This is a genomic window from Hymenobacter metallicola (genome assembly GCF_004745645.1).
In the GTDB taxonomy this organism is placed as follows: domain Bacteria; phylum Bacteroidota; class Bacteroidia; order Cytophagales; family Hymenobacteraceae; genus Hymenobacter; species Hymenobacter metallicola.
On the sequence record NZ_SRMB01000003.1, the window covers coordinates 36,564 to 61,021 of the forward strand.

General features: G+C 58.9%; 15 protein-coding genes. 7 read left to right on the forward strand and 8 right to left on the reverse strand.

What is annotated here, in order from left to right; genetic code table 11:
* Positions 1 to 39 precede the first annotated feature (39 nt).
* Both E5K02_RS15445 and prmA read right to left on the reverse strand, forming a co-directional pair.
* Positions 40 to 5,352, reverse strand: a complete 5,313-nt coding sequence (locus E5K02_RS15445; protein WP_135396097.1) for a hypothetical protein — start codon at positions 5,350 to 5,352, stop codon at positions 40 to 42.
* A gap of 29 nt (positions 5,353 to 5,381) precedes the next feature.
* On the reverse strand, positions 5,382 to 6,212 hold the full coding sequence (prmA, locus tag E5K02_RS15450) for a 50S ribosomal protein L11 methyltransferase (protein ID WP_135396099.1): 831 nt from the start codon (positions 6,210 to 6,212) through the stop codon (positions 5,382 to 5,384).
* 263 nt (positions 6,213 to 6,475) lie between these two features.
* On the opposite strand from prmA, the gene E5K02_RS15455 reads away from it, so the two are divergent.
* Entirely contained in the window at positions 6,476 to 7,189 is a 714-nt protein-coding gene (locus tag E5K02_RS15455; RefSeq protein WP_135396101.1) for a hypothetical protein, read from the forward strand.
* A gap of 26 nt (positions 7,190 to 7,215) precedes the next feature.
* Complete coding sequence (locus E5K02_RS25930; RefSeq protein WP_262709868.1) at positions 7,216 to 7,527, forward strand: OmpA family protein; 312 nt, start codon at positions 7,216 to 7,218, stop codon at positions 7,525 to 7,527.
* 72 nt (positions 7,528 to 7,599) lie between these two features.
* Here the strand turns inward: E5K02_RS25930 and E5K02_RS15465 are convergent, their stop codons facing one another.
* The 3 genes from E5K02_RS15465 to E5K02_RS15475 form a co-directional block, all read right to left on the reverse strand.
* Positions 7,600 to 7,986, reverse strand: coding sequence for a DUF6150 family protein (locus E5K02_RS15465; protein ID WP_240737300.1), 387 nt, complete (start codon positions 7,984 to 7,986; stop codon positions 7,600 to 7,602).
* Between the two features lie 120 nt (positions 7,987 to 8,106).
* A complete protein-coding gene (gene tpiA / locus E5K02_RS15470; protein ID WP_135396105.1) occupies positions 8,107 to 8,871 on the reverse strand; it encodes a triose-phosphate isomerase in 765 nt (254 codons plus the stop codon).
* Between the two features lie 74 nt (positions 8,872 to 8,945).
* On the reverse strand, positions 8,946 to 9,743 hold the full coding sequence (locus E5K02_RS15475; protein ID WP_135396107.1) for a tryptophan-rich sensory protein: 798 nt from the start codon (positions 9,741 to 9,743) through the stop codon (positions 8,946 to 8,948).
* 238 nt (positions 9,744 to 9,981) lie between these two features.
* Between E5K02_RS15475 and E5K02_RS15480 the strand changes: the two genes are divergently transcribed.
* Together E5K02_RS15480 and E5K02_RS15485 are read left to right on the forward strand one after the other, a co-directional pair.
* Complete coding sequence (locus E5K02_RS15480) at positions 9,982 to 12,423, forward strand: TonB-dependent receptor (RefSeq protein WP_240737301.1); 2,442 nt, start codon at positions 9,982 to 9,984, stop codon at positions 12,421 to 12,423.
* Between the two features lie 159 nt (positions 12,424 to 12,582).
* On the forward strand, positions 12,583 to 13,728 hold the full coding sequence (locus E5K02_RS15485) for a PepSY-associated TM helix domain-containing protein (protein ID WP_135396111.1): 1,146 nt from the start codon (positions 12,583 to 12,585) through the stop codon (positions 13,726 to 13,728).
* Here E5K02_RS15485 and E5K02_RS15490 read toward each other — a convergent pair.
* The 3 genes from E5K02_RS15490 to E5K02_RS15500 form a co-directional block, all read right to left on the reverse strand.
* Entirely contained in the window at positions 13,725 to 14,138 is a 414-nt protein-coding gene (locus E5K02_RS15490; RefSeq protein WP_135396113.1) for a DUF2251 domain-containing protein, read from the reverse strand. The genes E5K02_RS15485 and E5K02_RS15490 overlap by 4 nt on opposite strands.
* 74 nt (positions 14,139 to 14,212) lie before the next feature.
* Positions 14,213 to 17,050: an excinuclease ABC subunit UvrA gene (gene uvrA / locus E5K02_RS15495; RefSeq protein ID WP_135396115.1), complete on the reverse strand. Its 2,838-nt coding sequence runs from the start codon at positions 17,048 to 17,050 to the stop codon at positions 14,213 to 14,215.
* Positions 17,051 to 17,199: 149 nt separating this feature from the next.
* The gene (locus tag E5K02_RS15500) at positions 17,200 to 17,973 is read right to left on the reverse strand and encodes a TolB-like translocation protein (RefSeq protein WP_167856431.1); all 774 of its coding nucleotides are present in this window, start codon (positions 17,971 to 17,973) and stop codon (positions 17,200 to 17,202) included.
* Between the two features lie 630 nt (positions 17,974 to 18,603).
* On the opposite strand from E5K02_RS15500, the gene E5K02_RS15505 reads away from it, so the two are divergent.
* The 3 genes from E5K02_RS15505 to E5K02_RS15515 all read left to right on the forward strand — a co-directional run bounded on the left by E5K02_RS15505 (position 18,604) and on the right by E5K02_RS15515 (position 24,313).
* Positions 18,604 to 21,789 carry a TonB-dependent receptor gene (locus E5K02_RS15505; protein ID WP_135396119.1) on the forward strand — a complete coding sequence of 1,062 codons (3,186 nt, stop codon included), beginning with the start codon at positions 18,604 to 18,606 and terminating at the stop codon, positions 21,787 to 21,789.
* Positions 21,790 to 22,336: 547 nt separating this feature from the next.
* Entirely contained in the window at positions 22,337 to 23,674 is a 1,338-nt protein-coding gene (locus E5K02_RS15510) for an alpha/beta hydrolase family protein (RefSeq protein WP_167856432.1), read from the forward strand.
* An 87-nt stretch (positions 23,675 to 23,761) separates the two neighbouring features.
* Positions 23,762 to 24,313 (forward strand): hypothetical protein, encoded by a 552-nt coding sequence (locus E5K02_RS15515; RefSeq protein ID WP_135396123.1) that lies wholly within the window; start codon positions 23,762 to 23,764, stop codon positions 24,311 to 24,313.
* Positions 24,314 to 24,458 lie beyond the last annotated feature (145 nt).

Consider the following 24,458-nt stretch of genomic DNA (forward strand, 5'->3'; position numbering starts at 1 on the left):
GAAACCGGGCGGGGCTGCTAGCTATACTTGCGGCGAAGCTTACGAGTCGCCGAAGGGGTCTTCCTCCCCTTTTTTCTTCTTTTTCTCGGCCTCTTTGGCCTTTTTCTCTTCTTCCTTCTTCAGCTTTTCAGCCTCCTTGGCTTTTGCCGCATCCTCCTTTTTCATCTGGGCGGCGGTTTTGCCTTCGTCTACCGGGGGCTCGGTAGCCGCGGCCTCGTCTTTCTTCTTCTTTTTGCTGGTATCCTCCGCCGAAGCATCGTCGGCAGCAGCATCCTTATCCTTCTTTTTCTTCTTGGACGAGGTATCCTCTACAGGGGCATCGGCGGGTGCGGTGCCCTCATCGAAGGCCGCATCCTTGTCCTTCTTTTTCTTCTTCTTGTTGTCTTCCATGAAGTCGAAATTCCCTTCGCTCACGGGGCGGGCCGGAGCGGCTTTGGGCTTGCTGTTGTCGCCGAGGTAATCCTTGCGGAAGTGGCGGGTAAACAGGTCCTTCTCCTGCTCGTCGCCGAGGTAGAAGCCGTACTCTGTGGCCGTGTTGTAATCACCTTTGGCCTTGAAGCCGATGATTTCGTCGTAGGAGCCGTGCTGGGCTTTGGTCAGCAGCACGTTGTTGGAGTAGCGGATGTGGTACCAGGTCTGGGGCTCGGCCTCCAGGTACATTTCCACCGCGTCGCCAGTCGTTTCCTTCTTGATTTCGATGTAGCCGTCAATCTGGGCGTTGATGTCCTTCTTGCCGATGCTCACCAAACCAATCTTGCCCACCGAATACCAGGCCTTGAACTTCTCCGACCAGCGCAAGTCTACCTTGCTCAACACCAGCGTGTGCAGAAACTTAGGCGACACTTTCTGCAGTGGGGTGTAGCCCCCCTTGCGTTCAATGTAGCCCTGCACGCCTTTGGTACCCACAAACTCCCCCATCTTGTAATACTGCTCCGGCGAACCATCCAGGGCTTCGGCTAGGCCCTTGGTATTGGTGGCCATGTCGGTTGCCATGGCTTCCACGGCCTTCTCCGGGATGTTGATGTCGAAGGTCATGAAAGTATTCAGGTGGTAGATGTTGCTATCGGGCTTGGCATAACCTACGCCGGCAGCCTGCATGTTATAATCCTTGTTGGAGTTGATCAGCTGCAGCTTGCCGCGGAAGTCGATGGCCCCGGTCGAGTCGTGCAGCGTCATCACGCTGCCCTCGTACACGTTCGGGTCGGCCAGGTCGTTGCGGGTGATGGTGTAAGTGCCTTTTTTGGCGTCGAAGCTCAGCACCCCATCCACCTGAAACAGGTTCATGTCGGTAATGCCCGGCTTAACGGCCACGAACAACGGATACACTTTGGCCGTAGCGTCGGACAGGTACAGGCCCGATACCATCGGCGTACCGTCGCTCGACTTGGGTTCCATGAGCTTGATGCGGATACCTTTCGGGTCGATACTATCCTGCACCGGAAACCAGTCGGCGGCGGCCGCTTGCTTGCTGAACTCCAGGCGGCTCTGCCCGTCGAAAGTAAAGCCGCGCTTCTGCGAGTTCAGGTTAACGGCCCCGCGGTAGGCAATGCGCGGCGCCAGGTGAAACTTGTCGGTAGCCTGAATAGTAGCTACGGCCGTGGTCGGTGGGGAGAAAGGCGCGTTGTCATCGTCTTTCTTCTTCAGAATACCTTTACCTCCCTTGCCCCCACTGATCTTGCGGCCGTTGGCACCAGCCACAGCCGCCGAATCGACGGCGAAGTTGGTGAACTTGATAGCAAACGAATCGGCTGAGGCGTTTTTGTAGCTATACAGCGCATTGCCTATAAAGGAAGTGCGCGACTGAATCTTGATTTCGCCCTTGTACAAGTGGTGGTACTTGGCCAGGGTATCCATCGTAATGCTGGCATTCTGGAAAGCCCGCATCTGAGCTCCGGCCATCACGTAGACTTTGTTGCTGTCAGGCTCAATCCAGGCATCGGCGGCGGCAATGTAGGGCACGCCCCCGGCAATAAGACGGTAGCGGCTCAGATCGTACTGGCCGGTGCTGGCCCGGAACTTCAGGCCTTTCTGATCGGGCTTGGTGGAGTAGAAGTAGGAGCGCGACGAGTCGGCCCCGGCGGCTACCCGCATCTGCACGATTTTCTTTTTGAAGTCCCACTTACCGCCGCTCAGCGTGGTCCGATATTCCGAGTACGGCAGGTCGATGCTGGCCTTGCTGCCCTCCTCGCGGGAGAAATCGGCAAAGCCCTGCTTGATGTCGTACTTAAACGCCACCTCGTTAGCCGTCAGAGCCGGCTTGTTGGCCTCCGCCGACTTAATACTCAGGGTCGACTTTTTACCCGAGTAGCTTGTCGGTTTAAAGACAAACTCTTTGGAGCGGATAAAGGACTGCGGCCCATCCATGCGGCCGTCGCCGTAGAGGCCGCCGGGCGAGAGAATAGCCGTGCCTTTGTAGCTGTAGTCGCCGGCGTAGAACTTCATCGGCTGCCCGTCGCGCGGGGTGCTCAGATACATCGAATCCGACTTGACCACCCACTTCATCTGGTAGCCCGGCAGGAGCGAGACTTTGGCAAACTCCACGCCGTTGAGCGGCCCCTGGGCAATGGTAGCCGTTTTACCGACCGTCACGACGGAGTCTTTGTAGAAAATGAACTGGTCGCTGAACAGGTCGCCGGTCAGGTATTTCACCTCCCCGATTCCCTGGATACCACGGTTGCTCATCATCACCTTGTTGAACAGCCGGGCTTTGCCCCCATACACTGGGAAGCCTTCCTTAGGCAGGTCATACACGAAGCCCAGGGAGCCGTCGTCGAGCAGACTCAGCTTGGTTTTGAATTCGGGCATGATGTTGCCCGACACGAAGGTGCCTTTGAAGCCTACCGCCGAGCGGTTCTTATTGTTGAGCGAGTCAATCTTGAAGGGCGGAATATCGAAATACACCGTCGTGTCGTAGGCGCCGCCCAGTACTTCGGGCTTGTTGAAGAACACGTAGGCCCCGGTGGAGGCGTCGAACGAGGGGAAGGCCCCCAGCTTTTTGCGGCCCGACTTGTTGTTGGGGGCGTTGATGTAGAGACGACCGGCCGACGTTTTTTTCTTGTTGGTCAGGGTGAAGTCCGTTTCCTTGCGGGCCTTCATCACCGAGCCTTTCGAGCCCTTGCCCTTCACGATGATGGAGTCAATCTTGACCAGATCCACGTAGAACCCGTCGTAGTCGAACTTGAACTCCTTGCCCTTGAAGATAAAGGCCGAGGCCACTACGGTGCCGTTGAACAGCACCCCGCGGTTTTTCTGAATTCGGATAACGCTGCTGTCGGGCTTCACAAACACCGTTACGGAGTCATCGGAGAAGTTGAAGCGGTCCACGCCGCGCACAATCAGGTCGTTGGTGGCCAGGTTCAGGGTAGCATTCTTACCCGAGGGCGACAACGAGCGGATGGCAATATGGTCGTAGTCTTTCTTGCCCCGCGACGAATTCACGTAGTGCATGGCCTTGGGTAGCAGCACAATCTGCTCGGTCTGCGGATTCCACTGCACGTAGCCATCCTTGGCTAGCCCTGCCACGGCAGAGCGCACGTTGGGCTCTTTTACCTTTAAAGCGGCCGCGACATCCTGCACCGTGAAGGTCTTGGCGTTGCCGTTCTGCTGGCTGTAGCCCACCACCAGCTGCAGCGGGTGCAGCTTGTTGATGCCCTTAATCTGTTGGTAGCGCGTGTTGGTATAAAACTCCTTGGACTCGAAGTTGGCCGTCACCTGGTTTTTAGCCGTCAGGATGGCCAGGTTGATGTAAGGCGTCTTGAGCGGCCAGGTCAGCAGCTCCGTCGCAATTTCCATCTGGTGGTAAGAGTCGGTGTAGGGGGTGGTCTTGTAGAGACCATCCTCACGGGCCAGTTGCAGCACCTGCCGGCTCTTGGAGTAGCGCAGCTTCACGCCGGGGTGGGTCAGCGAGTCGCTCTTGTCCTGGAAGATGGTCACGGCGGCGCGGTCCGCTGAAATCAGCGTATCGCCCAGCAAGTAAGCCCGCGACGAAGCCCGGAACTTGGTTTTACCGTCCACGTCCACGATAATGCGCGATAGGCTGCCATCAAGCGAGGCGCTGAGTGTGCGGGCCCCGGCCAGGGAAAAACCGCCGAAGTAGCGGATATTTTCCCCGATGTTTTTCACCCGGGCATCGTTGGTAAGCGAAATAAAGCGAGGGTATCCCGTATCAGCCGCCCCGGTTTTCTTCTTAATGCTCTTGTAGGCAAAAGCACCCTGAATTGGCGCTTCCAGTACGGCCGGGTAGGTCAGCGTCACGGGCTGGGCCGTAAACTCCGCCTTGCTCATGTCGAAGTCGTAGTTGACAAAGTCAGCCGTTACCAGGTTCTGGTTGATCGACCACACGTATTGGCCGCCCTGCCCGATAAAGCGGTTGGTACCGGGCACTACAACCCCGCTGGTTTTGCGAACGAAAATCGAGTCGCCGGCGGTAGCCATAAACAGGTCCGCGTCCTTGATCAGCATTACCGGACCACGCGTTGTAGGGGCCACGTAGCTATCGTAGTAAGCCGGGGCCGAGTCGAATGCTGGCTCCGGCTCGGGGGCAGTGGCCGGAGCCGTAGTGCCTTTAGCCGGCGTTTTGGCCGCAGTTTTCTTCTTGGGAGTTCCCCAGCCATCGTCGCTGCCAGTGTCCCACACATCGGCGGTGTCCCAGCCGTCACTGCTCTTTTTCTTGGGAGCAGGCTTGGCAGCGGGCTTAGCCGCGCCGGTGTTGAGCGGTTGCGTCACAACGGCGGCGGCCGGCGGCGCGGGGCGCGGGGCCGGAGTGGGCTGGGGCATGTCGGTTTCGTTGTAGGCAAAGCTGAACGTGCCACCCACTACGCGCAACGTATTGTAGCGCGACTTGTAGAGCGTCTTGGTATCCAGAAACTGTCCGGCGCTGACCAGAAACTTCTCGGCATTAGCCAGCTGCTCCCGGTTGACGGTTTTCACCACCACTTCCAGGAACTCGTCCATCTGTTTGTCGGAGAAATTCTGCACCGTTGCCCCGCCCACGATGCCCTGATAGAATCCCTCAATGGCGGGGTGGGGCTTGTACTTGCGCAGCAGCATCTGCTGTGAAATCTCCACAATACGCCCCTGCTGGGTAGCCGTGAGCTTGTTGCTAGCCCAAAGCTGCTGCAAACGAGCCCCGGTAGCCTTGGCCACGGCGTTATTCGTGGCCACCATCATCGACTGCACATCAATGATGAACTGCTCAGGTTCCTTCGACAGCTTACCCGTGAATTTGGGCAAGGCCGGGGCCGCCGGCGCGGCCGTCGGCTGTTTGGAGGGAGTTTTCGTTTGTTGGGCCCAGGCCGGGGTGCTTAGTCCCAACACCACCGCGCATAGCCACCCAAAAGCAAGTTGCTTCATACTTTTTCCGTCAAGACCTACTAAGACGGCTACAATTTCGTGAAAATCGCCGAAACCCAGTTATTCTTGGTTCGGTGTGATTGATAGACCAATGCGTGTTTTTTCGCCTCGGCTTCAATCTTGGATAAATCCTCTTGGTAAAATCCACTGAATAGAATAGGACGCCCCTGCGGCAACAAAGCTGCATAAGCGTGCATATCCTCCAGCAGCACGTTGCGGTTGATGTTGGCCAGGATGATATCGAAGGGCTGCTCGCCCTCCAAGACTTCCACGCCACCCAGGCGGCACTCAATATTCGTGCAGTTATTTTCGGCGGCGTTGTCGGCGGCGTTTTCCACCGTCCAGGGCTCCACGTCGACGGCCAGCACTTCGCGGGCCCCCAGGTGCACGGCCATGATGGCCAGAATGCCCGTACCGCAGCCCATATCCAGCACCCGCAGGCCCTGGTGGTCGATGTCGAGCTGGTTTTCAATCATCAAAGCCGTGGTTTCGTGGTGGCCGGTGCCGAAAGACATGCGCGGCATAATCACGATTTCGTATTCCAGGCCTTCGGGCTTCTCGTGAAAGGGCGCCCGCACCGATACCCGGTCGGCAATAATGAGGGGCTGAAAATTCTTTTCCCACTCGGCATTCCAGTTCTGGCGCGTAATGACGCGGTGCTCGTAGCCCAGCTCGCCCAGGCCTTCGTAGCGCGCCATTACCTCGGCCACGGCATCGGGGTTAAAGTCGCCTTCGCCGATGTAGGCGCAGAACCCTTCGTCGTTGTCCTCGAAAGTGTCGTAGCCAACCTCGGCCAGTTCGGCTACCAGAATATCAGCAAGTTCACGGGGGGCCTGTACGCGTACTTCTACAAAATCCATCTTATCAGTTGTTGAGGCAAGAGAAGCCACACATGCTTCTTCGATTAAGATGGCAAGTTCGCACGAAAAAATGGGTGCGTCGCAACCAAGCCGCTTATTGCCAGTGCTGGGCAACAGCAAAGCTCCTCTTTCCGGTTCCGCGGGCGAAAGGGAATCGGGCCTCTAAAATCCAGCCCCAAGCATTTAGTAATATAAATACTCGTTTATTTACCACGCAGCTGGCGCAGAGCGGCTGCATTATCTGCCCATTCCAACACCTTTTTATGAAGCAAACCATTTTATCCGTAGCCTGCCTGGCCGCCCTAGGCAGCGCCGCGCTGGTGGGCTGCAAAGCCAAAACGGCCGAAGCATCCGAAACGACAGAAGCACCCGTTACCACCACCACGGAAGCTGCCCCTGCAGCTGCGCCCGCAGCGGCTACCGCCACGGAGGAAACCGCCGCGACGGGTACCACGGCCACCTTCGACCTCAACAGCGTGCCAGTATCCAGCGCCAACCTGGGAACCTGGCCGTATCTGAGCCGCCTGAAGGGGTATGAAATCCGCTACGACAGCGACAGTACGGGCTTCGATTTCGACCGGACCTACGTGTACGACGGCAAGAACATCATTCCCGTGGAAGGCAAGATTGTACGCCGCAGCTTCCGGCCCGCCGACTCCGAAAAAGCGGCTTCCGAGCTGATGATTCAGCGCAACTACGAAAATCTGCTGAAGGACCTGGGGGCCGTAAAGGTGTCCGGGGTGGAAATACCCGAAGAAACCATCAAGAAAATAGGCGAATCGGAGTACCGTAAGCACAGCGGCGGCCTGAGCATATATGGCCCGGTTGACACCTACGTGATTCGCCAGAAAGACAAAGAGGTCTGGGTGCAGGTGCAAACTTCCTCCGACAACCAGTACAAGCTCAACGTGACGGAAAGAGCCGCCATGTCTCAGCAAGCGGGCGTTGTGGGCGCCACGGAGCTAAAAAAAAACTAGATACGGAGGGTAAAGCTACCCTCTACATCAACTTCGACACCGATAAAGCCAGAATCAAGCCCGAGTCGGAGGCCACGGTGGCCGAGGTGGTGAAGCTGCTGCAGAATCCCGGACTGCGGCTTTCCGTGGAAGGCCACACCGACAACACCGGCGCGGCGGCCCACAACCGGCAGCTGTCTGAGCAGCGTGCCCAGGCCGTGGTAGCCAACCTGACCCGGCACAACATTGCGGGCAGCCGCCTGCGCGCCGCGGGCTTCGGCCCCGACAAGCCCCTGGCCGACAACACCACTGAAGCCGGCAAGGCCCAGAACCGCCGGGTTGAGCTGGTGAAGCTGTAACCAGGATTGCAATTATAAAAAAGCCCGTTCCAACTACATGGAACGGGCTTTTTTAATGGTAAAAAGTACGAGCTACTGCTTACGGCAACCGGCAAAAGAGCGGGATTTGGTGTAGGTAATGGAGAAGTCGGCCAGGGCGCGACGGTCGGTTACGAACAGCACATAGTCGGCAAAGTCCCGGGCTGAGGTTTGGTACCAGAACCCGGCTTTGTCGGCAAAGAGCTTGTTGTCTTCCTGATAAACCAGCAAATCGGCAAAGGCTTCTTCGGGCTCCTGGTACACCGTGGCAAAGCAGTAGCTGCGGCGGTAGGGGTCCGTTTCCAGATACACGGAGCCGTAAATCCGGCAGGGGTCAAAGGACCCAAACCGGACCGAAGCCGGGGCCACAAACGGTACGGTTGGCGCGGCGCGGAATGGGTTCAGGGCCAATACGCCCGATAAAAGCAGGGAAGCCAGCATGAAGACAGAGGTGAGAAGTCGGAGCGGAGAACTGAGCAGCAGCCGTAAGCCAGAAGCGTGCCGCTATAACCACCCAAGGGGAGTCTACGTTCTCCGCGCCGACTTTTACCCCGCAGAAGCTTAGAACGACTTGATAATCTCGGTGAAGTCGCGCGACTTGAGGGAGGCGCCGCCAATGAGGCCCCCATCCACGTCGGGCTGACTAAACAGCTCCCGGGCGTTCTGGGCGTTGGCCGAGCCGCCGTACAGGATAGTCGTGTTCAGAGCGGCTTCGGCGTCGTAGGCGCGGGCAATCTGCTCCCGGATAAAGGCGTGGACTTCCTGGGCCTGCTGGCTGGTAGCGGTTTTGCCGGTGCCGATGGCCCAGATGGGCTCGTAGGCAATAACTACTTGGGCAAACTCCTCGTTGCTGAGGTGAAACAGGCCGTTTTTCAACTGGCTAGCCAGGAAATCGAAAGTTTCGTCGGCTTCGCGGGTTTCCAGGGTTTCGCCGATGCAGAAGATGGGCTTCAGGCCGGCGGCCAGCACGGCCTTGAGCTTCTGGCTGAGCAGCTCGTCGTCTTCGCCGAAGTACTGGCGCCGCTCGGAATGCCCCAGAATCACGTACTCCACTCCTACCGACTGCAGCTGCTTGGCCGATACTTCGCCGGTATAGGCGCCGCTTTCTTTCTGGTGGCAGTTTTGCGCACCCAGGTGAATCCGGCCGCCTTCGGCCAGCAGCTTGCCAATGGAGTGCAAGAATGGTGCGGGCGGGGCAATTACTACTTCCACAGTGGCGCCCAGCGTCTCGTCGGCCACCATATTCGTGATTTCCGAAACCAGGGCGAGGCCGTCCTGGTAAGTCATGTTCATTTTCCAGTTGCCGGCAACGATGTTCTTGCGCATAAATCAGGGTTGGGAGAAGGATGAATCGTTTGCCTGCAAAGAAACAATAATTCACCCGAGCAACGCGCTTTACGCTAGCGGGTGCGGCGGCGGGAGCGGCGCAGCCCCAGCCACGTACCTCCCACGGCTACCACGCCTGCCCCAACCAGGGCGGCCCAGCCAAGTTCGGGATACGCCCCACGCTGGGCCACCCAGATAGCCACCAGGGCCCAGACCACCACGGCCGGAAACACCAGCTCCCGAAACACCTTGCTGACCACCAAAGCCAGCCCCACCACCACGGCCAGCAGCAACAACGTTAGCAGCACGGCAATGTTGGTTTCCGTTTGCCAACCCAGCTCCCGCAGCCCAATGGTGACGTTGAGAACGGTAGCCACCGAAATCCAGCCCAGGTAGAGCGCAAAGGGAATGCTAACCCAACGCGGGACCTTGTGGGCCAAGGTTTGCTTGCGGGCCCGGCCATAGGTTAGAATAAGAGAACCAAGAAGTACCAGCATAGCCAGTACGCTCAGCTCGATGAGTTCGTAGGCGAAGAGCACCACCCAGCTGGCCGTTGCCACGCTGGCCAGCGTGAGCGGCCGGGCCAGGGTGCCGGGCAACGAGGTGGCACGCTGCGCCGGGAGCAATTGCCACACGGCATACACGGTAAGGGCCAGAAAAATCACGCCCCAGATACTGAATGCATAGCCCGCCGGGGTCAGCATAGTAGGATACTTCGCCGACACGGCTCCCATTGTCTGCCCGTTGAACGGGTGAGCATTGGCCCAATAATTCAGCCCAATGTTGCCCAGAATGCTAAGCGAAGCCAACCAGCGCCACGCTGAAACGGGAGCATACTCGCGCACTTGGGTAGCAGATGCACTAGAATTCATAAGCAATACGGGGCCCAAGGGCCATAAAAAGGGTGAAATAGTCGACAACCTACGAAATATTAAACTCCTCAGATTTAAGCTTAATTGTACCGATTCTAAATATTATTTATAATTTGTCTAAACAACTTTGGAATAGTAGCGCTTAGTACAGAGTTTTGTGCCGTTCTAATCAATGCCTATTCACATGCGACAACCTGTTGTACCATCCTCCCGGCAAATCCTTTTTGCTGTTTTTACCTTGCTACTTTCATTATCGGCCCTGACTACGCAGGCTCAGAATGCCATCCTGCAGGGCCGCGTTACGACGCCGGCCGGGCAGCCGGTAGCCGGCGCTGGCGTAGGCCTGAAAGGCACGGTGCTAGGAGCCAACACGGACGCGGAAGGTAACTTTCAGATTACGGCCGTAGCAGCCGGCACTTATACGCTGCACGTGCGGCTAGTGGGCTTTCAGGCCCAGGAACGGCGGGTGAAAGTAACGGCGGATGAAACCAGCATTCAGAACTTTGTGCTGACTGAAAGCACCGAGCAGCTAAGCGAAGTAGTGGTGGAAGGCAAAGGCGCCAACCGCTTTGCCCGCAAAGAGTCGGAGTTTGTAAACAAGATGCCGCTCAGCAACCTGGAAAACCCGCAGGTGTACGCCACCGTGGGCAAGGAACTGCTGACCGAACAGCTGGTATTCACGGTAGACGACGCTATCCGCAACGCTCCGGGCGTGCAGCGCATGTGGGATGCTACCGGCCGGGCCGGCGACGGGGGCGGCTTCTACGGCAGCCGCGGCTTTATTCTGCAGAGCCGCCTGCGCAACGGCATCGTGGGCGGCGTGAGCAGCGACATCGACGCGGTGAACCTGGAGAAGCTCGAAGTCATCAAAGGCCCCTCGGCCACGCTGTTTGGCAGCGCCCTGACGTCGTACGGCGGCCTGATTAACCGCGTCACGAAGAAGCCCTACGACAAGTTCGGGGGCGAAGTAAGCGTGTCGGGCGGCAGCTACGGCTTCCACCGCATCAGCGCCGACGTAAACCTGGTGGACCCCAACACTCCTAGTGACCAGCCCAAAACCCTGGCATTTCGCCTGAACACAGCCTACCAGTACGAAGACAACTTCCAGGACAAGGGCTTTGGCCGCAACCTGGCCGTGGCCCCCAGCCTCACCTACCGCCCCTCCGACCGGCTGACCATTAACCTGGACGCGGAACTGTTTCAAAGCCAGAACATGGGCCGGCAGATCTTCTTCTTCTACTCGCCGGTAGCGGCCCTGGGCGTGTCGCGCGCCGAAGATTTGCCCCTGGAATACCGCAACTCGTATGCCGGCAACGGCCTGACGCAAAGCTCGCGCAGCGCCAACGTATTCGGGCAAGTGAACTACCGGATTTCGGACCGCTTCACCTCCTCGACCAACCTGAGCGTGGGCCACAGCTTTTCCGACGGCTTCGGGCCCTACTTCTACCTGGCCTCAGATGCCGACGTGCTCCAGGATAAAACCCTGCCCGCGGGCATGCACTACCTGATTCGGGCCGACCAGTCGACGCGCAACAGCACGCTCTCGACCTACCAGGTGCAGCAGCTCTTCAACGGCGACTTCCAACTGGGCAACCTGCGCAACCGCGTGGTGCTGGGCCTGGACTTTTTGCGCCTCAATAGCGACATTACCTTCTTCGGCGGCATCGTGGACTATGTGCCGCTGAACGTGCCGGGCTACGACTACTCGACCTTCAATGGGCCGGCCGTTACGGCATTTTACGCCAAAAACGCACCCGGCACCTACATCAACAACATTAAGTCGAACACCTACAGCGCCTTTGCCTCCGACGTGCTCAACCTCACGGAGCAACTCAGCGTGCTGGCCGCCCTGCGCCTCGACCGGTTCGAAAACAAGGGCGGCATCCTGTACGGCCCGGTGGAGCCCTTCACCCAGACGACGTTGTCGCCCAAGTTCGGGGTGGTGTTTCAGCCGGTGCTGAACCGGGTGTCGGTGTTTGCCAACTACCAGAACAGCTTCAACAACCAGGCTTCGGCCTACGTGGACACCAACCGCCAGCCCCGGACGGCGGTGGCCGAGCGGGCCAACCAGGTGGAAGGCGGCGTGAAGCTGGACGCGGCCGATGGTAAAATCAGCGCGACGCTGAGTTACTACAACATTGAGGTGAAAAACCTGCTGCGCAACACGCCGGTAAACCCCACCTCGCCCACGGCCAACGACGGGATTCCGAATGCCCAGAGCCAGGACGGCACCCAGCGCAGCAAAGGAGTGGAAGCCAACCTGATTGCCAACCCCGTAACGGGCCTGAACGTGGTGGCCGGCTTCAGCTATAACGACTCGAAGTGGACCCAGGCCGCCGTGGCCGACGGTATTATCGGGTTCCGCCCCAACACGGCTTCGTCGCCCTACAACGCCAACCTGTGGCTGAGCTACCGCCTGCCCCAGGGCCTGCTGCAAGGCCTGGGCCTGGGCTTCGGGGGCAACTACGCCAGTGAAAACAAGGTGCAGAACTCGGCTACCAACGTGTTTACCCTGCCCGAATACACCATCCTGAACGCCTCGGCTTTCTACGACCAGCCCCGGTTCCGGATTTCGGCCAAGGTGGACAACCTCACCGACAAGAAGTACTGGGTGGGCTACACTACCGTGAACCCGCAGAAGCTGCGCAGCATCGTGGGCAGCTTGGCCTTTAAGTTCTAAGGGCCGGAAACTTTTCACTTGGAACGTCATTCCGAGTGAAGTCGAGGAATTTTGCGGGCTGACAGTTGATTAGTAATCAAACGAAGCTACGCGAGGTTCCTCGACTTCGCTCGGAATGACGTTCTGCGGAAGGGCTTGTTTTAACCTCGTTGTATTCGTATGACCACCTTCAAAAAAGTCGTCGGCACTCTGCACCTCTGGCTCGGGCTTTCCACCGGGCTGGTGGTGTTTATCGTGAGTCTGACCGGGGCCATCTTCACGTTTCAGGACGAAATCCGGGATGCTACTCAGGCCTGGCGCAAGGTGGAAGTGCCGGCCCGGCCGACCGAGTTTCTGCTGCCCTCCCGCTTGCAGGCTATAGTCGGGAAAAGCCATCCGGAGCTGAAGCCCGCCTTTTTCATGTACATGGGCCCCGAACGGTCGGCGGTGCTTTACAGCACGGATAAGCAGGGCGAGTATTTTGCCACCGCCCTGAACCCCTATACCGGGCAGGAGCTGGGCCACCTCGACCTGCACCGCGACTTTTTCAGCATCGTCCAGGACCTGCACATGTACTTGCTGCTGCCTGAAGAAGTCGGTGGAAAGGTGGTGGGCATCTCGGTGCTGGTGTTCGTGGTAATGCTCATTACCGGCATCATTCTGTGGTGGCCCAAGCGCAAAACCGACCGAAAGCGCAGCTTCACCATTAAATGGGGCGCCCGGTGGCGGCGCGTAAACTACGATTTGCACAACGTGCTGGGCTTTTATGCCTCCAGCATTGCCCTGATTCTGGCCCTGACCGGCCTGATGATGAGCTTCGAGTGGGTGATGAAATCGGTGTACTTCGTCAGCAATGCCGGCCAGGACTACCCCGTGGAGAAAACGCCGCCGACGGTGGACACGCTGCAAGCTGTAGCCGCCAGCAGTCAGCCCGTGGCCGATGTGTACTACCAGCAGATCCGGCGCACCTCCCCTACGGCGAAGATGATTTTCCTGGGCTTGCCCGCTTCGCCCAAGCAGCCGGTGTACAGCATTGCCTACGAACGGGCTTTGTACTACTACCACCGCGACGAATACTACTTTCACCCGGTGTCGGGGCAGCTGCTCAAAAGCATTCCGCACGCAAGCAAGAGCAACGGCCAGAAGATGGCCGATGTGAACTACGACCTGCACACGGGCCAAGTGCTAGGGTTGGGTGGCAAGATGCTGGCCTTCCTGGGCAGCCTGATTTCCGCCAGCCTGCCCGTAACGGGTTTTATGGTGTGGTGGGGCCGCCGCAAAAAGCCCAAGAAGCAGCGTGGCCGGGAAGTGGCCGTACCCGTTTAGGCCGCGAAGTACTTCTCGACCAGCTCATCGGTCAGCTCCCGGGAGCCGGACTGCCCGTTCTTAGCCGGCGGAAAGGCATTGCGGCAAAAGCCCATCTGGCGTTGAAAGTCGTACAACGCGTGGCAGTAGCCGGCAATAATGAGGGCAGCCGTCGTCTGGGCCACGTCCCAAAAAACCTGGACGGTGACGGGCGTTTCCCGGTCCTGCACGTCTTCTACATTATAAATATGCAGGGCATCGAGAATTTCCAGCTCCGGGCCGTTGCGCAGGGCGTAGAGGTAGCCGGTTTCACCGTCGTCTTCGAACATGACTTCAAACTCATTGCCCGCGGCCGTGCTGCTGATAAGCTGGTTTTCCTGGCCCGGCTCGGGCTGGCCTACGCGGATTTGTTCTTCGGCACCTAGTATCATGGTCAATCTTACGTAAAAAGAGCCGCCTTACGGGCGGCTCTTTTAGTTTTTACGGCAAACCCACGCGGTAAGGCTTACAGCTTTTCGGCCAGGAAGCGGGCTGTGTGGTTGGTGTCTTTGTGGGCCAGCATTTCCTCGGGCGTGCCTTCAAAGAGCAGGTGGCCGCCGTTGGTGCCACCCTCGGGGCCGAGGTCAATAATCCAGTCGGCGCACTTGATGATGTCCATGTTGTGCTCGATGATAAGCACCGAGTTGCCTTGCTCAATCAGGGCGTTGAGGGCCTTGAGCAGCTTGGCAATGTCGTGGAAGTGCAGGCCGGTGCTGGGCTCGTCGAAGATGAACAGGATTTTATCCTGCTGCAAGGTGGCGCCCTTGGTCAGGAAGGAAGCCAGCTTCACGCGCTGGGCCTCCCCGCCCGACAGCGTGTTGGCCGACTGCCCCAGGCGGATGTAGCCCAGTCCCACGTCGTCGAGGGGTTTGAGGCGCTCGGCTACCTTGGGCTGGCCCTTGAAGAACTCCACGGCATCGGCCACGGTCATTTCCAGCACGTCGTCGATGCCCTTGTCCTGGAATTTCACGTCCAGAATATCCTGCTTGAACTTGCGGCCGCCGCAGCTTTCGCACGTCAAATAGATATCGGCCATGAACTGCATTTCAATCTTGACCTGACCTTCGCCCTGGCACACCTCGCAACGCCCACCTTCGATGTTGAACGAGAAGTGGGAAGGTTTCAGGCCCCGGGCTTTGGCCAGGGGCTGGTCCGAAAACAGGGTCCGGATGGCGTCGTAGGCCTTCACGTAGGTAACGGGGTTAGAGCGGCTGCTCTTGCCGATGGGGTTCTGATCCACGAACTCCACGTGCGACACCTGGCCCTGCACGCCCATCAGGCGGTCAAACTTGCCGGTAGCTTCGCCGGCCCCGCCGCCGAGCTGCTTGGCCACGGCCGGGGCCAGAATGCGCTTCACCAGCGTCGATTTGCCCGAGCCCGACACGCCCGTTACGACGGTCATCACACCCAGCGGGAACTTCGCGTTGACGTTCTTGAGGTTGTTTTCCCGGGCGCCGGTTACCTCCAGCGCGTTGCGCCAGGGCCGCCGGATCTGGGGCACCTTCACCTCCATCTTCCCGCTCAGGTACTGGCCGGTGTAGGTGGTCGTGTCCTTGAGAATCTCGGGGTAGGTGCCCTGGAACATCAGGTTGCCGCCGCCGCTGCCGGCCTCGGGCCCGATGTCGATGATCTGGTCGGCTTCCTCCATCATCTTCTCCTCGTGCTCCACCACAATAACGGTGTTGCCGAGCTGCTGCAAAGAGCGGAGTACGCCAATAAGCTGCTCGGCATCCTTGGGGTGCAGGCCGATGCTGGGCTCATCGAGAATGTACATGGAACCCACCAAGGCCGAGCCGAGCGAGGTAGCCAGGGAAATCCGCTGACTTTCGCCACCCGAAAGCGTGCTGCTCAGGCGGTTCAGGGTCAGGTAGCCCAGGCCCACGCGGTTGAGGTAACCGAGGCGGTTGGTGATTTCCGTGCTCAGGCGCTCGGCCACCTTCATTTCGTGCTCCGTCAACGACAGATTCTCGAAGAAGTCGAGGGCCTTGCTGATGGGCAGCAGCACGAGGTCGGTAATGCTCTGGTCCTGGATTTTGACGTACTGGGCGTCCTTGCGCAGGCGGGTGCCGCGGCAGTCGGGGCAGGTAGTGCGGCCCCGGTAGCGGCTTTGCAGCACCCGGTACTGGATTTTATGGGTTTGGGTACTTACCCATTTGAAGTACTCGTCGAGGCCGTCGAAGTACTTGTTGCCTTTCCAGAGCAGGGTGCGCTCGGCCTCGCTCAGCTCGTTGTAGGGCCGGTGAATGGGAAAGTCGAAGCGGATGCCGTTTTTGAGCAGGGGCTTGAGCCACTCGCTCTGCTTGTCGGTGCGCCAGGGAGCAATAGCGCCTTCATACACCGTCAGGCTCTTATCGGGAATCACCAGGTCTTCGTCAATGCCCAGCACCGAGCCGAATCCTTCGCAGGTCTGGCAGGCGCCGTAGGGGTTGTTGAAGGAGAAGAAGTTGACGTTGGGCTCCTCGAACACCATGCCATCCAGCTCGAACCGGTCGGAGAACGTGCGGGTCTCGTTGTCAAGGCGGACCAGGCAGGTGCCGTGGCCTTCGAAAAACGCGGTTTGCACCGAGTCGGAGAGGCGGAACTGCAGGTCTTCGTCGCCGGGGCGAATCACGGCCCGGTCAATCATGATGTAGACTTCACCCTTCACCTCGGGCTTACCTTCACCGATGAGGTCCTCGATAAAGGCCGTTTCGTCGCCGTTGATGACCACGCGGCTGTAGCCTTTTTGCAACAGCAGATCCAACTCCTTGCTCATGGGCCGGCCTTCTTCGGAGGGCAGCAGCGGGGCCAGAATCGTGGCGCGGGCCCCGTCTTCGAGCCTGAACAGGTAATCCACTACATCGGCCACGGTATCCTTGCGCACCTGCTCGCCACTGACGGGCGAAAACGTGCGGCCGACCCGGGCGAAGAGCAACTTGAGGTAGTCGTAAATCTCGGTGCTGGTGCCCACCGTGGAACGGTTGTTCTTGATGCTGACCTTCTGCTCGATGGCAATGGCCGGCGAAATACCGCGGATGTAATCCACGTCGGGCTTGTCCATGCGGCCCAGAAACTGCCGGGCGTAGGAGCTCAAACTCTCCACGTACATGCGCTGCCCTTCGGCATACAGCGTGTCGAAAGCCAGGCTCGACTTGCCCGAGCCCGACAAGCCCGTGACGACGATAAACTTATTGCGCGGCAGGGCTACGCTGAGGTTTTTGAGGTTATGCACCCGCGCATTCTTAATCAGAATGAACTCGCGCGGGTCGAGCTGGTCAATCGGGTCGGCCGCGGGGGCGGCTACTTGTAAAGATTCTTTGGCCATAGAAACGGTAAACAGCCGAAGCAACCCGTAAGGTTTCCGCCCCAGCAATTAGACCAACGAAGGTACGGCGGATTACGGGGTCAAGATCAGTCAGCCCGAGAAATTACTTACCCGCCGTGGGCCGCCCCGGGCAACCCGACCAACTTCGCCTACCGCAGCCGCCGCCGTATTTCCTTGGGTAAATCCAGCTCTGCTACCGGAATCGAGTATAAATCCTCGCGCACAATGGTGTTGCCACTACGCTCGGTGCGCGAGAAGTACAGCGTGCGGCCATCCGCCGACAACGCCGGGCAAAAGTCGCTACCCGCTGTATTCACCTTCGGCCCCAGGTTGTAGGGTTGGCTCCAGCCCTTGCCCTGCCGGTAGCACACGTAGAGGTCGGTACCGCCGTAGCCGCCGGGGCGGTCGGAAAGAAAGAGCAGTACGTGGTTGTCGGCCGAAATAAAGGGGTTGCCATCGGAGCCCGCCGTATTAATAGCAAGGGCTACGGCGGGTTGATACCGCCCGTTTGTAAGCTCGGAGGCATAGATATCGGACTTGCCGGGGCCGCCGCGCCGCGTAGACGTGAAGTACATCGTGCCGTTGCGGGCAATGGAAGCATACGATTCGCTGGTCGAGTCCTGGGAGACGCCCGCTACCCGCTGGGGCTCCGACCAGCCCGTACGGGTGCGGGAGACAACCCAGACATCGAAATTGGGCCGCTCGGTAGTAGAGCCGTCGTAGGGCCGGGTGGAGTTGAAATACAGCCGCTGTCCATCGGGAGAGAAAACAGGGTCGATGTCGCGGAACGGGCTGGCAAAGGGCACCGGCGTGGGAGCCTGCCAGCGCCCCGCCACCCGCCTCGACTGCATCAGGCGCAGACGCGTGCGGGTGCGGTCCGAGTCGGTGAAGTAAGCTTCGCGGCCATCTTTGGAAAGAGCCAAGCCAAAAACCCCGCCGTCGGACAAGGTATCCGGTGCAAAAATCCGAGCCTGCGCCCAGGCAACGGGGCTATTTGCGACAAGCGCCAGGGCAAGATACAACCAGAAAATACGCATCGGCAACAGCGCTAACGGTGGAATATAGCGCATAGACTATGCTCGTAACGCAAAGCTGCTTCCATACCTGGGAGCAGGAGGCGGGTGCGGAGTGCTCAATTATAAGCCCTTATAAACTTTCCCGAAGGGCTAATTGAAGTTTTTCAAGCTCGCTGTCAGCTATTTGTCTTATTAATATGATTTATCATAGAACGACACTTACAGTTTACAGGACGGAAACAATTTTAATACACAATTGCACTTTATAACCCGCATCCTATGGACATCTATCCAATTAATCCTGTCGATTTACTACATACAATACAATTATCACTTAGGCGCATTAAGCAATAACAACTGACATTTCAAGCCCTAAACACTTGTTTAAATATATTTTACAGAGTTATTGGGTCTGATTATTAACACGATAGGGTACTAGAAAAAAGTTATTTATAGCGACATAATACAAATCAACAAAACACCTAGTACTTTTGCGGCCCCTTAGAAAAAAGGGATTTTTCAAATAAAAGCTTATTTATGAGTAAATTACGTTTACGCCATCTGGTGTTGCTGATGCTGACGCTGCTGTCGGCGCGGTTGGGCATGGCGCAGAGTACCACCGCAGCCATGAGCGGTATCATTACCGACAAGGGCGGGGCGGAGCTGCCGGGGGCTACCATCATTGCCACCCACGGCCCGACCAACACGCAGTACATTTCGCCGACCAACTCGGAAGGCCGCTACAACATTACCAACATGCGCGTAGGCGGCCCCTACAGCGTGCGGGTCACCTACATTGGCTACAAGGACATTACCCGGGAAGGCATCTTCCTGAGCCTGGGCCAGAACCAGCGCCTCGACATCAACCTTAGCGAAGCTACCGAGCAGCTGAACGAAGTGGTGGTAAGCGGCCGGCGCGACGGTATCATGAACGCCAGCCGCATGGGTTCGGAAACCCGCGTTTCGCGCGAGCAGCTGCAGCGCCTGCCCACCCTGAACCGTTCCCTGAACGACTTCGTGCGCCTCACGCCCCAGGCCAACGGCGGCACGAGCAGCTCCATCGGCGGGGCCAACAACCGCTACAACAACATCACCATCGACGGCGCGGTCAACAACGACGTGTTTGGCTTGGCGCCCAGTGCTACCCCCGGCGGGCAGGCCGGCACCCAGCCCATTGCCCTCGACGCAATCCAGGAAATTCAGGTGGTCGTGTCGCCCTACGACGTGATGCTGGGCAATTTCACCGGCGGCGGTATCAACGCCGTGACCCGTTCGGGCTCGAACGACCTTTCCGCTTCGATTTACGGCTTCGGCCGTAACCAGAACTCCATTGGCAAGAGCGTGACGGAACCCCGCACCAAAGCCGACGAGTTTTACAACTACCAGACCGGAGCCCGCGTGGGCGGCGCCGTGGTCCGCGACAAAGTCTTCTTCTTCCTGAACGCCGAAATTGCCCGGGCCAGCACCCCACTGGGTTTTGAGCCCGGTTCGTCTTCGTCGAGCATCAACCCGACGACCCTGGCCGGCATTGCGGCCTACGCCAAGCAGCGCTACGGCTACGACGTGGGCAACTACGGCAGCGTCACGAACCGCACGGAGAGCAACAAGGTATTCGGCCGTCTGGACTTCAACCTCTCGAACAACCACCAGCTCACGCTGCGGCACAACTACGTGGAGGCTTTCTCCGACAACCTGACCCGGACCTCCATCAACTTCCGCTACGGCAACAACGGCTACCGTTTCAGCAACGTGACCAACAGCTCGGTGGCCGAATTGAACAGCCGCCTGGGCCGCTTCTCCAACAAGCTGCTGCTGAGCTATAGCCGCATCCGGGACCGGCGGGACACCCGCGGCACCCTGCTGCCCTCGTTCAGCATCGTCGACAACGGCAACACCTACCTCTTTGGCACGGAGCGCAGCTCGTCGCTCAACAGCCTGAACCAGGATATCGTGGAAGTAACCGACAACTTGACGGCTACTTTCGGTAAGCACACCCTGACGCTGGGCACGCACAATGAAGCCTTCAAGTTCCGGAACCTGTTTATTGCCGACGGCAACGGGGCCTACACCTTTACCTCGCTGCAGAACTTCTACCAGGACAAGGCCACCCGCGTGCAGGCAGCCTACGCTACTTCCGGCGACGGCGCGGCGGCTTTCAAAGCCATGCAGCTGGGCTTCAATGTGCAGGACCAGTACTCGCCCCTCGAAAACCTGCGCCTGACGGCTGGTTTGCGCCTCGACGTGCCCGTGTTCATGGATAAGCCCGTGTACAACCCGCTGGTGGACAACCAGACGGCCTTCGACAGCTACGGCGACCTGAACACCCAGAACGTGCCGAGCGGCCAGCTGCTGTGGGCGCCCCGCCTGGGCTTCAACTACGACGTGAACAACGACGCCAAAGTGCAGCTGCGCGGTGGTACGGGTGTCTTCACCGGCCGCGTGCCCTACGTTTGGATTGCGAATAGCTACACCAACAGCGGCATGCTGCAGGGCAACCTGGACATCAACAACACGGCCTACAACACCAGCAACCCGAACAACCCGCGCTACTTGTCGACGATTGAGACGGACGTAACCCGGATTCCAACCACGTACAGCGCCGGCGCTTCGAAGACCGCTCAGATCAACGTGCTGGCCAAAGATTTCAAGCTGCCCCAGGTATGGCGCTCGAACTTGGCCGTGGACTTCCGCCTGCCCGGCGACGTCATTGCGACCCTGGAAGGCGTGTACTCGAAGACGCTCAACGACATCTACTATCAGGATGCCAACCTGGCGGCGCCCATCGGGAAGCTGGCCGGCCCCGACCAGCGCCCCGTGTACGCCAGCGGCACTGCCCGCCGGGTAGATGCCAACTTCACGAACGTATATGTGCTGAAGAACACCGACAAAGGCTACCGCTACAACCTGACGGCTCAGCTGCAGAAGCAGTTTGCCGATGGCCTGAACACTTCCGTGGCCTATACCTACGGTAAGTCGAAAGAAGTAAACAGCGGCTTCAACACCACGGCTTCGTCGAACTTTGGCTTCAACCAGATCATCACCAACCCGAACGACCCGGAGCTGAGCTTCTCGCTCAACGACCGTCGGCACCGGGTGCTGGCTACGGCCGGGTACACTTTCCGCTATGCCGGCGACAAACTGGCCACGACCATCTCGGCCGTGTACGAAGGCTTGGCGGGCCAGCCGCTCACGTATGTGTACGGCAACGGCACCGACCTGAACAGCGACGGTAACACCGGCAACGACCTGGTGTACATTCCCCGCGACGTGCGTGATGTAAACGAAATCAAGCTGGTAACGACCGACAACCGCACCCTGGCCGAAGTACAGGACCAGCTGGAGGCTTTCATCAACAACGACCCCTACCTGCGCAGCCGCCGGGGCCAGTACGCCGAGCGTTTTGCGGCTCGCCTGCCCTGGACTCACCAAGTAGACGTGCGCCTGGCCCAGGATTTCAACTTCCAGGCTGGTGGCAAGAAGAACACCATTCAGGTGACCTTCGACATCATCAACGTAGGCAACTTGCTCAACCACGACTGGGGCCACCAGTACTCGGTGCAGAACAATGCCCTGGAACTGCTCCGCGTGGAGTCGACCGGCAACAACGTGCAGCCGACCTTCTCCTTCCCCCGCACCATTGCCACCCGCTCGAACCCCTGGGACGTAGCATCGCTGCCGTCGCGCTGGCAGGGTCAGTTGGGCGTGCGCTACATTTTCAACTAAGCACGGTCTGACCGTCTGCAACCCCGGGAGCGGGCGGAGAAATTCTCCGCCCGCTCCTTTTTTATATAGGCCTTGTGAGAGTCTAGCGGCGGCCGTAGCCGGCTGGTGCAATAGCCCAAGCTGCCATAGCCAAGCTTCGGCATTCCTTCTAATAATGAAAGCGGAAAGGGGAACCGGAGCTATACAGCCAACATATATGAAATATACAATATTAAGCTTGTTTTCCTAAGCCCATTGGCTCTGGGGCTTCAACACAACAGAAGTCTGCTCAGCTGGGCACTCAACGGCCCTTCGTTCTAGTGCCGAGCTAGTGAACCTTCTGCAGTTACTCTCCCGTAAGTTTGGTATTTTCGGGACACCTTTCTTCCCACCTCACCCCAAGGCGACACTTTAACAGGACTTTATGAAGAATTATTTACACGCTGTATTAACCCTTTTGCTTCTGTTTGGGGTGTCGTGGGTTCCTGCCACGAGCCGGGCAGCCAGCGGAGGGCCCGAGCCACTCAGTGGACAATGGAAAGGACCACTGAAAGTTCCGGGCGGCACGTTGGATCTAATTTTAACCGTGGTACCCCTGACGGGTGGCACCTACTACGCGGCCTTGGATGTGCCCAAGCAGCGCGTCAGCCGCATGCCGGTGGAAATGGCCTTGACCAACAGCGACGTGCTGCTCAAGATTGAGCAAGCCGGCAGCCGCTTCACCGGCAAGCTGAGCAAGGACCGGAAGTCGATGACGGGTATCTGGGAGCAGCCGGGCCTGAAACAGGAGGTTAAGTTTGTGCAGGGCGCCGCGCCCGTGGTCAGTGCTCCTACCTTTAAGCCGGCCCAGCCTTACAAGACCGAGCAGGTCATCATCACCAACGAAAAGACCGATTTGTGTTTGGGAGCTACCATTACCACGCCCAATGGCAATGGCCCCTTCCCGGCCGTGGTGCTGGTTTCGGACTCGGGCCCCCAGGACCGCGACGCGGCCTTGCAGGAGGACTACCGCATGTTTGCCATCCTGGCTGACTACTTGGCCCGCCACGGCATGGTGGTGCTGCGCTACGACGACCGGGGCGTGGGCAAATCGGGCGGCAAGTACGCGGCGGCTACCACGGCCGACCTGATGACCGACGCGGAGGCGGCCATGAACTACCTGCGCAGCCGGCCCCGGATCGACAAAAAGAACGTGGGGATGATCGGCCACGGCGAAGGCGCCAACATTGCCCTGTTAGCAGCCGCCGAACCCAAAGGCCCCGATTTTGTGGTGTCGCTGGCCGGCTACGGCATGCCCGGCCGCGACGTGCTGCGGCGGCAGCAAGTAGAAATTATGCGCATGATTGGCGGCAACGCCACGCAGGTAGACGCGGCCCTGAAGCTGCACGACAAGATGATCAACATCATTCGTCAGACACCGAACAGCAACCAGGCCCGGGGCAAGCTCGCCGCCATGATTCGGATGAGCAACGTGGACATTGACCCTACCATGGCCCGGGCCCGCGCCGCGCAGCTCGTTTCGCCCTGGTACCGCTACTACCTCGACTTCGACCCCAAAGTGAAGCTCCCGGCCGTGAAGTGCCCCGTGTTGGCGCTCAACGGCGTGGAAGACTTGCAGGTGGCCGCCACCAAGAACCTGGCAACGCTGAGCAAAGGCCTGAAAGCGGGCGGCAACCGGCACGTCAAAACGGTTAAAATAGCCGGGGTCAACCACATTTTTCAACCCGACGAGTCGCAGTGGCCGCTGGTAAACGGGGAGCAGCAGCCCAACTTCTCGCCCAAAGCCCTGGCCCTGATGCAAACCTGGCTGGAGGAAAATGCCAAGCCCGGCCCCATCCTGAAAACGCCCCGCTCGAACCCCAAGCCCGACGTGAAGAAAGTATCCAAGCCCACGGCTCAGAATTAGCGCCAGCCGCTACCCGCATACACGCAGCCCCGCTGGCAGCTTCCGGAAACGGAACTTGTCGGCGGGGCTGCTGCTTATAGCTCCACCATGGCCACGCTGCACACCGATCTGGAAGACCTGCTTGCCTTTGGGATGCTCAGCGCCCACACGCTCGACATTCTGCAGCACAAGTATGGGGTGAGCGAAGGCGACCTGTTCTCGGCCGTTACCCGGGTCGTGCGGCAGCGCCGGGCCGAAACCGAGCACCCGCAGATGCTGCGGGAGCTGCAACAGAAACGCCAGGCCATGCTCACCGATGCCCGCGTCTGTCGGCACTGCGGCGAGGCTATTGCCGCCCGGGCGGCCATGCGCCACCTTTGGCAGGTCCACGATATTATTGCCCGCACTACCTGGCCCGGGCATTATTTGGCATCGGTCTGCGGCGGCCGGGCAGATGGCCCCGCAGAGCCGGAAGCCTCGGTGAAGCCCACCAACGCCCGGCGCTACCTGGTACGCAGCCGCGGCTACACCATTATGATCGTGAGTGAGCGGGGCCTGAACCACCGCTACCGCAGCGCCGATTTGAAGCGCGACAACCAGCGCCAGGGCTTCCGGCAGTGCCTGCGCGGCACCTTCATCCTGGTGCCCATGCGGGCCTAAGGCAATTTCCCGTCTATCATTCTCCGTTAACGCCAACACACAAAAGCCCTTCCCTACGCCGATGTAGGGAAGGGCTTTTCACATAGAATAGAAGAACACCAGAAGGCCTGGGTACAAGCAAAAAGCCCGCCCGCAACTGCGGACG